8 protein-coding genes are annotated in these 10,325 nt (G+C 50.0%); all 8 read left to right on the forward strand.

Annotated features, from left to right (window positions below; genetic code table 11):
* Positions 1-369 precede the first annotated feature (369 nt).
* The 8 genes from Xedl_RS15660 (at position 370) to Xedl_RS15695 (ending at position 9,889) form a co-directional block, all read left to right on the forward strand.
* Positions 370-744, forward strand: a complete 375-nt coding sequence (locus tag Xedl_RS15660) for a plasmid mobilization protein (RefSeq protein WP_074024748.1) — start codon at positions 370-372, stop codon at positions 742-744.
* Complete coding sequence (gene traI, locus Xedl_RS15665) at positions 741-2,816, forward strand: TraI/MobA(P) family conjugative relaxase (RefSeq protein WP_074024749.1); 2,076 nt, start codon at positions 741-743, stop codon at positions 2,814-2,816. Before Xedl_RS15660 ends, traI begins: the two co-directional genes overlap by 4 nt.
* The gene (locus Xedl_RS15670; RefSeq protein WP_074024750.1) at positions 2,813-4,744 is read left to right on the forward strand and encodes a type IV secretory system conjugative DNA transfer family protein; all 1,932 of its coding nucleotides are present in this window, start codon (positions 2,813-2,815) and stop codon (positions 4,742-4,744) included. The genes traI and Xedl_RS15670 overlap by 4 nt, the downstream gene beginning before the upstream one ends.
* Positions 4,741-5,298 carry a S26 family signal peptidase gene (locus tag Xedl_RS15675; RefSeq protein WP_074024751.1) on the forward strand — a complete coding sequence of 186 codons (558 nt, stop codon included), beginning with the start codon at positions 4,741-4,743 and terminating at the stop codon, positions 5,296-5,298. Before Xedl_RS15670 ends, Xedl_RS15675 begins: the two co-directional genes overlap by 4 nt.
* A complete protein-coding gene (locus tag Xedl_RS15680) occupies positions 5,295-6,131 on the forward strand; it encodes a lytic transglycosylase domain-containing protein (protein WP_074024752.1) in 837 nt (278 codons plus the stop codon). The genes Xedl_RS15675 and Xedl_RS15680 overlap by 4 nt, the downstream gene beginning before the upstream one ends.
* A 99-nt stretch (positions 6,132-6,230) precedes the next feature.
* A complete protein-coding gene (locus Xedl_RS15685) occupies positions 6,231-8,633 on the forward strand; it encodes a zincin-like metallopeptidase domain-containing protein (RefSeq protein WP_074024753.1) in 2,403 nt (800 codons plus the stop codon).
* Positions 8,634-8,927: 294 nt separating this feature from the next.
* Positions 8,928-9,605: a ParA family protein gene (locus tag Xedl_RS15690; protein WP_074024754.1), complete on the forward strand. Its 678-nt coding sequence runs from the start codon at positions 8,928-8,930 to the stop codon at positions 9,603-9,605.
* Positions 9,602-9,889: a hypothetical protein gene (locus tag Xedl_RS15695; RefSeq protein WP_074024755.1), complete on the forward strand. Its 288-nt coding sequence runs from the start codon at positions 9,602-9,604 to the stop codon at positions 9,887-9,889. The genes Xedl_RS15690 and Xedl_RS15695 overlap by 4 nt, the downstream gene beginning before the upstream one ends.
* Positions 9,890-10,325 lie beyond the last annotated feature (436 nt).

Below are 10,325 nucleotides of genomic sequence, written 5' to 3' on the forward strand. Positions count from 1 at the left end.
ACGATGCAATCATTCCAGAACGCAAGGCAATACAGAGAAATTCTAGGCAAGTTAATGAAATATTTTGTGTTATTGCGTTGTATACAGGTAACTTAAAGTAACTATAGGCAACTATAATAAATAAAAACGTTATTTTAAATAATTATTTACAACTAAAATACTATTGCCTATAGTTTAGGCGGAGTGTGATGGCAAGATGTGTGTTGTAGGCCTACGCTCCTGCGTCGCTTCGTCCTTCACCCCCTCCTTACTCGCCTGCGGCTCGACGGTTTTTTGCCCTGCGGGGCTGACAGTCGCTCCCGCGACAAACCCAAACGGAAACGCCTGTTCTGCACTGCAACCGCAACACAAACGTTCAAGGTGGTTTTGATGAACAGAAAGAAAGCACAAAAAAAAGAGGTTTGTCCCCGTCCCCGGCGCGCCGTGCCGCCCATCAAGGTTTGGGTCACGGATGATGAGAAGACGGAAATAACGGCACGGGCGGCACAAGCTGGCCTGTCGTTATCCTCTTATATGAAAGCGGCTGGATTGAATCATCCTGTTCGCTCCCGCGTTGATCTTGTCGCTGTTGCCGATTTGGCCAAGGTCAATGGCGATCTTGGTCGTGTCGCCGGCCTTTTGAAACTGTGGCTGCTCGAAAAACGCGGCCAAGGGGTACGATCCACTGACGTGGAGACGATGATGAAAGACTTTCGCGTCATACAGGCCGAAATGTTGGCGCTTATGACACGGGTCATCCGATGATTGCCAAACGCATACCGCGAAACAAGGGGACATCCAGTCCGGCGCGGCTTATCCGTTATATGGTCGCGGCGCAAGGCGGCCTTGACCCGAAATCATGGCGTCGAACGGCTGACTATATTCTAGACACCAAAACAACAACGACGCGGGGAGAGCGTATCGGGAGCTACCGGGTCACGAATTGTGGCACCGACGATCCGGCCGCCGCCACCGTCCTTATTGAAGCGACGCAGGCTGCAAACACACGCTCGAAAAGCGACAAGACCTATCATCTCGTTTTTTCGTTTCCACCCGGTGAACGGCCATCTTTGGATGTTTTACATGCCATTGAGGACGAGCTTTGTACCTCGATTGGCTATGGTGATCATCATCGTATTTCGGCGGTGCATACAGATACGGACCACCTGCACGTGCATGTGGCCATTAACAAGGTGCATCCCACCGGCCTACAAAACATCGAACCTTATTATGACAAAAAACGGTTAATGGAGGCCTGTGACCGTCTTGAAATTCAATATGGCTTGCAGCGCACCAACCACGGGGAGCAGGGCAGAACAGAACGCGCTAACAGCCTGCGCCGGCAGAGACATGGCCATCGCGTAGATACCGGCGACACGGGAAAAATAAACGCACGGGCGGCCGATATAGAGGCTCAAAGCGGTATTGAAACGTTGACCGGTTATGTCACCCGTGAAGTCGTTCCTGCATTGCGTGAAGCGACAAGCTGGCAGGAGATCCATATCAAAGCCGCAGAATATGGATTGGAGATCCATCGGCGCGGTGCCGGTCTTGTGATTGGGGATCCGGGCTTGCCTCTTTGGACGAAGGCCAGCACGTGCGGCCGTGATCTGTCTTTTACAGCCTTGACAGAACGGCTTGGTGCATTCGAGCCTGCACAGCAAAGACCGCTGCGTCAACAGCGTGTCGCCAAGACCTATGTTCCAAAACCCCGCCAATACCATTCCTCTACCGCCGCTTTGTTTAAACAGTACCAACAGGAACGCCAAAACAATATTATGGCGCGTCGTGACGGTCTGGCGCAGATAAGGCGGGAGAGAGCGGTTTTCAATGCACAGTTGCAGAAATGGCGGCACATACAACTCATGGTGTTGAACGTCTCCGCCAAAGGGGCGGTGCGTAAGGTGATGCAAAGTCTCATAAAGCGGCAGGCTGACGCCTCGCGAACGTCCCATCGCAATGCCATGCGTGAACAGCGACACATAGTGTTTGCACGAACCGCAACGCCTGCTTGGATGGATTGGCTCATCGTGCAGGCAGAGAAAGGTTCTCCAGAGGCTTTGTCCGTTTTGCGCAGCCGGGAGAAAAACGAACGCCGTTGGCATGATGACCTTCTTACAGCGTCCCGCGCCGACAAGGCAAAAACCGTTGTTTTGAAAGCCTTAAATCCACGAGGCCGCAAGGATGGAACGGTAGTTTATCATAGCATTGATGGGGGTATCGTTCTTGACCGGACAACCCACATTCAGGCACAGAAAACGACGACAGGAGGGGCACTGATTATGCTCGAACTGGCTTCAAAGAAATTTGAGGGGCAACCGCTTATTGTAGAAGGGACATCCTCGTTTCAGCATGTTGTCGCCCAGCTTGCCGGCCTGCATGGTCTCAACATTCGTTTCGCCGACCTTGCAATGGATCAGGCGTGCCAAACGGCCGTTGACGTGAAGGCACGGGCAAAGCAGGCAGCAATCATGAATACTGGAAAACAGCCGTCGAAAAGCCAGACAAAATCCGGAAAGGACATCATGTCCTCTGCCAGATCAAATTGTGCGGTTGAAAAATGGATCAAAGACCGTAATAAAATGCGCGACAAGATATCGTCTATAGACTATCATCGGCTTTGGACGCCTAGCGACGTGGGAAAGGTGATTTACCAAGGGCACAGGCGCATGGAGGACGGTACGCAAGTGCTGCTGTTGAAGTGCGGATGTGAAATATTGGTAAAACCGTCCAGTTCATATGTCGTTGTCAAAGCGGCGCAATGGAAACGCGGTCGTTGCGTTCAACTTGACGCACAGGGAAGATTCATTGGCGGGGGGAACGAGGTTGAACTATGAGCGGCACAAACTCATCGATCACCAAATTACGCCTTGTGGGCGGAATTTACCTCATGCTGTTTATTGTTGGACTCAACAGCATATGCACTCAATTTATTGCTAGCCAACTGAGCTATCATCCTGCGCTCGGCCATCCCCTTATTGGAACATTCTATAGCCCGTTTGATTGGTGGCGGTGGCTGTTCCAGTTTTATGATGCTGCACCCACGCTCTACAACTATGCGTTCATTGTTTTTGCGGTTGGAATTCTTGTCGCCCTTGCGGCTTTTGTCCTATGGGTCGGGTTGAAGGCGCGCAGTTCACGCAAGCATGAAGATGTACACGGCACAGCGCATTTTGCGACGTTGGAAGAAATAAAAAAAACAGGGCTTTTACCGCGTGACGGACAACAGGGACAGGGCGTCTATTGCGGAGCCTATGATGACGCTAAGACTGGACGTGTTTACTACCTGCGTCATGACGGCGCGGAGCATATTTGCGCTGTGGCTCCAACACGCTCAGGAAAAGGCGTTGGACTTGTCATTCCAACGCTGTTGAGTTGGCCACACAGCGTTTTCGTATTGGATCGCAAAGGTGAGAACTATGCGATGACTTCCGGTTGGCGAAAACACCATGCCAATAATGTCATTTTGCGTTTTGATCCGGCCAAACCACATACAGGCTGTGCATGGAATCCGTTGGATGAGATCCAGTTCCGTACACGGTTTCAGGTGAGCGATACCCAAAACATTACGTTGATGGTCGTCGATTCCGATGGGAAGGGCATTGAAACCGATCATTTCCGCAGTGCGGCTTTTGAATTGCTCGTTGGGCTTATTCTTCATGCCCTTTACAAAGGTGATCTGGTTGGCCGTGCGCCCTGTCTGCAAGACATTGGCCATATGCTCACGGGGGTTGGTGACTTTGCCGCGCCGGACACAGAAAACAATCTTGTAGACGATATGGATGGTGATCCCAAAGCCCTTTCAGGACTGTTTTATGAAATGCGCAATGTTCGGCTGCAAACCTCCAACCCGGCCGACCGGGAAGCACAGCTTGTCATAACCGGCATTGGTACTCGTATGCTCAACACGCCGGCACGGGAATTGGGAAGCATCATATCGACGGCAAACAACGCGCTTGCGCTCTATCGTGACCCTATCGTTGGTGAAAACACATCGCGCAGCGATTTTAAAATCGCTGATTTAATGGATCACGACAAGCCCGTCTCTCTCTATTTCATTTCAACACCAAAGACATCGAAACGGCTCGTACCGCTTATCCGTCTCCTGCTGACAATGATCGTCTTGACGTTGGCCGATGAGATGGAGTTTGACGATGGTCGTGCCAAGACCATGCATAGGCACCGTTTGCTGTTGATGCTTGACGAGTTTCCAACCTTGGGCAAACTCAATGTGTTTGAGGAGGCGTTGTCCTATATTGCAGGGTATGGCATCAAGGCCTATCTTATTACGCAGGACATCCAACAGCTTTACAAGGCATATACCAACTACGAGAGTATCATTTCCAACTGTCACGTGCGTATTGCCTATGCGCCCAATAAGGTTGAAACCGCTGACTGGATGTCGAAAATGACCGGCATGACAACCATTGTGAAAGAACACGTTTCGACGTCCGGGCAGCGGTTCGGCATGGTTCTTGACCATGTTTCGCGCGATTATCATGAATCGCAGCGGCCTCTCATGACACCGGATGAAATCATGCGCCTGCCCGGACCTGTCAAGGACAGTTCGGGGGAACAAATCACGGCTCCGGGTGAAATGCTTGTTTTTGTTGCCGGGCAGCCCGTCATTCGAGGCCGCCAAATTCTCTATTTTTCTGATCCTGTGTTTTCAAAGCGCTCAAAAATAAGACCTGTGCCCTCCGACATTGTGCGGGGAATGCCGCGTCGGCCAAAGGCAACTGATGGAGGCTTTGTCATTGCATGAAAGGACGAGGTTTCGGAATTGCAGTCTTGGGTGCGGCCATTTTTCTCGCACTGGTATTTGTCATCGGCCATTCTCAGGGTTTTCGTTTGAACTTCACAGACTCCGCCCCACACGGGCTTTGGCGGGTACGGTTGGGGAACATCAAGCGGGGAGTGTTGGTTGATGTCTGTCCGCCCGCATTGCCTATTGTGCGTCTCATGGCTGAACGCGGCTACCTGTCGGCGGGTGATTGTGCCGGATCGGACATTCTGCCTCTCTTAAAGTCTGTGTCGGCCGTTCAGGGCGATATCGTTCATTTGCAAAAAGGCCAGCCTGCCACAGTTAATGGAACGGTTTTGCCAAACACTGCGGCGATGCCCGCCGTTCCGGCATGGCCAGACGGTGATTACGTCGTGAATCCCGGCGAGATATGGGTGTTTTCCAGTTACAGTGCCGGGAGCTTTGACAGTCGTTATTTTGGGGCGGTGGCCTTGGACAGTGTGCGTGGTGTGGCTGTTCCAGTCGCGGTTTGGGGCAACACAGAGGCGATGACGAGGGGTTTGGTGAAACAATGATTGGGGTCGATATGATGATGGCTTGTGCGCCTACCGTTGCGCCGGTCACTTTGGAAAAAATCATTCAAGTGGAAAGCAAATACAATCCGCTGGCCTTACATTTCAATGCCAAATGGATGAATGTACCTGACAAGGCCGGCCAAATGAGGCGCCAAAAAATCACGTTTAAAAGTCCCATTCCCATCCAGACGGTACAGGATGCCGTCACGGTGACTTATATGGCTCTTGAAGCCGGATTTTCCGTTGATATGGGGTATATGCAGGTCAACAGCCGGAACCTTAAGGTGCTGGGCTATACGGTTGAGGATATGTTCAATCCCTGCAAGAACCTTACGGCCGGTGCGCGTGTTCTCAGCGCTTTTTATACCGATGCCCTTTCTCGCTATCCCAACGCGCAAACCGCCTTAAGGGCGGCTTTGTCGGCTTACAATACGGGCAGTTTCAACCAAGGATTCCTCAACGGCTACTTGGCTCGCTATGGGATTCACGATCCTTCCACGCAGGTCAATGTACCTGCACTCAATCCATACATGGCCAGCACAGCCGTATATATTCGTCCCTCTTTATTAAAAAAGGAAAACAGTACCATGAACAGGAAAGATGAAACACAACCCATTGTAACCCAGCGTGTTGATCCCATTGTGAGCCAATCGTCCAAAGATGCCGCAACACCGGGGATTCAGGTTGAATATACTGCCGCCGAAGCCGAGCGCAATGGGGCATTTGAAGAAACGGCCATGAGTGAGGCTGACGCATGGGAGTCAAATTCTGATCTGACTGTCAATGACCAGAACGCAACAGCTATCGTTGTTGGCGGCAAAAGGGTACGTTAAACGTCCAAACATGACACGACCGACTTGAAAAGGTGGGGGCAGCCAATCATTTGAAGCCAACATGACTGTTCATATCCAGTTGAAGGAGGATCACTGACGATGAAACAGGATTATGCCGAAAACGTTACAGCCCGGATCATTGCGCAACTCGAGCAGGGCACAGCGCCGTGGCAAAGGCCGTGGAAGCCGGGTGAACTGCTTTTGCCCTATAACCCGACGACCGGAAAAAAATACCGGGGCATGAATACCCTATGGCTGCATATGCAGGGTTATGGTGATCCGCGCTGGATGACCTATAAGCAAGCCGCAGGCGAGGGGGCACAGGTGCGCAAGGGGGAGAAGGGCACGCACATTGTCTATTGGAAATTCAATGAGGAAAAAAAGGTTGTTGATGAGCACGGCCGTCCGATCCTTGATCCAGAAACCGGAAAGCAAAAGACGATCACTGTCCTGCTCGAGCGACCTCGTTCTTTTACGGCCGTTGTGTTCAACGCCGCACAAATTGATGGACTGCCATCATTTGACGCTCTGCCGGTTAGACCGGAACCGGAACGGCATATGCTCGCTGAAACCATTTTATTGAATTCCGGTGCAAAAATTCAGCATGACCCCGGCGACCGGGCGTTTTACAGGCCTATTTCGGACAGTATTACGCTGCCTGCACGCAATCAGTTTCCCACAGCCGACAATTATTATGCCACGGCTTTGCATGAACTTGGACACTGGACAGGCCATCCGTCACGCCTTGCGCGTGACTTGACGCATCCGTTTGGTTCGGAAGGCTACGCGCGTGAAGAATTGAGAGCCGAAATTGCCTCACTCATGCTGGGTGAACGTCTCAATATCGGACATGATTTTGGCCAGCATGCGGCCTATGTCGGATCATGGATCAAGATACTGAAAGAAGATCCCCGTGAAATCTTTCGGGCGGCGGCAGACGCGGAGCGGATCAGTGATTACATAATGGGCTTTGAACATGAGAAGGCGCAAGAGGTGGCGGTCGAACGGCAGAACGAACCAATGGGTCTTAAGACCGGCCGTGTCCCAGATCAAACCGTCCTACATGAACCCCCGGAGAACCCCATGCCCTCGCGTACTTATCTGGCTGTTCCCTATCTTGAGAAAAACGATGCCAAGGCACGCGGTGCCAAATGGGATAAAGAGGCCAAGGCATGGTACGCGCCGGAAGGTGTGGATGTTGCGCTCTCTGGCCTTGATAAATGGAGTACCGCCCATGCGCATGTCGTTAAGGCGGCTGTGCCGGAACCAGTTGACAGGCAGTTTATCGCGGCTTTAAAAGAGGCGGGTTTGGACATTGATAAAGCCCATGATGGATTTTCCCATCCGGTTGCTGATGGGAAAATCCACCGCGTCCCCACCATAAACGATAAAGCCGGGGCGACGAGCGGTGCCTATGCCTTGCACATGGATGAACAAACACCGGGTGGTTTCATTCAAAATTTCAAAACCGGCGAGATCATCCATTGGAAACCGGAAGGCAAGATTGGCAAATTGAACGCGGAGGAACGCGCCCAGCAGGTAGCCGACGCTGCCCTGCAACGCAAAAAACGCGAGCTACAACGGATGACAGAACAATCTGCGACCGCAATGGCCGCACTCATCTTGTGGAGTGAGTCGACGGATGCCACAGCGGACAATGCCTATTGCAAGATTAAAGGGATTGATGATCCGGCAGGGCTGCGTGTTGTTCCCGACCATATTTCATATCTTGGCGCCTTGCATAACATCAGGATTGCCAAAACCGCACAGGAAGCCAAAGCGTTGCGAGACGCCAACCCTGATTTTCGCGTCTTCAACAAGGGTGACTTGCTGATCCCCGGCTGGGACATACATGGAAAACTCTGGACGTTGCAGAGTGTCAATCCCTCCTTTAAAAGTTTTATGAAAGGTGGACGCAAACATGGCCTGTTTACCGTTGCCGGAACGCATGATCCGCAAAAGGCACTCAATGAACTTGATTCAAAATCCCTTCTGTTCATGGCGGAAGGCTACGCGACAGCGTATACAGTTTCAAAGCTGAATGGAGACGCACCGGTTATCGTTGCCTTTGACAGTGGCAATTTCAATGCTGTGGCCAAAAATTTGCGATGGCGTTTCCCGCATCACTTCCTGCTTATCGCGGCCGATAACGACCACACCGCCTCCAATAAGGGTAATCCCAATGTTGGACTGGTCAAGGCTGAGGAGGTTGCCGCGCAGTATGGAGGCGGTGTGGTCGCTCCAGAATTTACGGTAGGTGACAAAGGATCTGATTGGAATGATCTGGCCAAGATCAAAGACATTGACACTGCCCGTCAGATGTTTGCCCTGCAATTGACCATTGCCAAGGCTACGGCAAAGTACATTGACGACAGCAAAAAGCCCGTTAAAGCCGAACAAGACGTGCGTTTACCAAAGGATGAATCGACGCAACTTAAGACAATGGCCGGCAATCAATCATCGCCACGTCCTAAACGCCGTGGCATGGATGAAAGTCTTTAAATGCTGTTATGGGGGTTTTGGGAGCAATGGAACAGTGAACGCCGTTAAGCAGTCAATTTAAATAGCCAAAAATACAGTGGTCAATTTACATCTATGGTTTGGTGATAACCGTGAAAACTATGCATTTGATATCGTTGAAGCGGTCTCTGTATTAGGGGCAGGATCTATTAATTTTACATTAAATTAATTAAAAGGCGTTTGCGTTAACGCACATTGACGCAAACGCCTTTTAATGTTTTATAAGGCGTTTTAATGTACTATAATGTCTTAAAGTGAATAAAACTAGGAGAGATTATGCCAGTCATTACCGTTGCAAATCCTAAAGGTGGCGCAGGCAAGTCAACGACAGCTTTGGTTTTGGCGACAACATTGGCGGCGGCGGGAGCCAGTGTGACAATTCTCGACTGTGATCCAAACCAACCCATTAAAGGTTGGCGGGAAGGCTTGTCAAGAAATCCCGTTCATGTGGATTTTGAAGTTACCGAAAGTAATATAACAGCCAAGCTTGAGAGGTATCGCAGAGAGCGCCAATTCGTATTCGTTGACCTTGAGGGCACTGCAAGTCGTTTAATGTCCCGCGCTTTTGCCCGTTCCAATCTGGTCTTGATACCCATTCAAGCAAGCCCGCCTGATGCAGAAATGGCCGCTAAGGCGATCCATCTTATTCAAGAAGAAGAACAGGCGTTTGAAAAAGAAATTCCCTATCGCGTCTTGTTTACCCGCACTTCGCCAATCATTACAACGCGGCTGGAAAAAGCGATTGTCAAACAGCTTGTTGAAGGTGGCGTTCCTCAATTCACCACACACCTTAATGAACGCGCCGCTTTTAAATCGTTATTCTTCAATCAGCTTGACTTGACCGAATTGGATGCAAAAGAAGTGAACGGACTTGATCAAGCGCGGGACAATGCGACCCGCGTCGTTGAAGAACTTATTACTTATATCATCAAGCGACAGGAAGAAATAGCATGACTGGAAAAAACCTAGGGTTTAAAGATTTATCTACAATCAAGCCAGACAATACTCCAAGTTCTGAAATATCTGATCATGAGATTGATGTCGTAGGTGATTCCAGAGGATTTGTAAGTCGGGAGGCAGTACAAAAAGTGGTGCGCAGAACACCAGCAGAACCTTCTGCAAATCTTAATATTCGTCCTCCGGTTTCAACTTATAACAGGTTTGTTCTGTGGGCTATAAAAAATCGCATGAGCTATCCAGAAGCCTTAAAAGCCCTTATGGACAAAGCCGGAATTTAATTCAGAATTGACGCATTTGCGTTAACGCACATTGACGTGCTTCATTTTCCGTTTTGTGAGACGACCCCAAAAAGGCTTTTTGGACGATAAAATATGTATTTTTAAAATAAAATTTATAGGGGTCAGTTTGGATATCGAAAATTATTGTACGTTAAGGTTGTTTTTCGAATAGTGTTCGCTATCGCATAAGGGTATATTTCCTCGCTATACGGCATTTGGCACGTATTTTTGGCTAATGAGATAACCTAAATACGATACCGAAAGCGCAAGAACTTAAAAGCGATAGCAGATGACGATAAATCAATTAGTTATCTGTCATTATTGGTTAAATAACGCTCTTAACGTACAATAATTTTCGATATCCAAACTGACCCCTAGTATACATACTGGTATGTATACTATCACTCTGCCAATAAGGGGGATTGCGCCCAATAAA

The organism is Xenorhabdus eapokensis, from assembly GCF_001908105.1.

Coding starts and splice junctions, on each gene's coding strand:
- Xedl_RS15670 (WP_074024750.1), top strand. CDS start 2,813: ATGAGCGGCACAAACTCATCGATCACCAAATTACGCCTTGTGGGCGGA.
- Xedl_RS15690 (WP_074024754.1), top strand. CDS start 8,928: ATGCCAGTCATTACCGTTGCAAATCCTAAAGGTGGCGCAGGCAAGTCA.
- Xedl_RS15695 (WP_074024755.1), top strand. CDS start 9,602: ATGACTGGAAAAAACCTAGGGTTTAAAGATTTATCTACAATCAAGCCA.
- Xedl_RS15660 (WP_074024748.1), top strand. CDS start 370: ATGAACAGAAAGAAAGCACAAAAAAAAGAGGTTTGTCCCCGTCCCCGG.
- Xedl_RS15675 (WP_074024751.1), top strand. CDS start 4,741: ATGAAAGGACGAGGTTTCGGAATTGCAGTCTTGGGTGCGGCCATTTTT.
- Xedl_RS15685 (WP_074024753.1), top strand. CDS start 6,231: ATGAAACAGGATTATGCCGAAAACGTTACAGCCCGGATCATTGCGCAA.
- traI (WP_074024749.1), top strand. CDS start 741: ATGATTGCCAAACGCATACCGCGAAACAAGGGGACATCCAGTCCGGCG.
- Xedl_RS15680 (WP_074024752.1), top strand. CDS start 5,295: ATGATTGGGGTCGATATGATGATGGCTTGTGCGCCTACCGTTGCGCCG.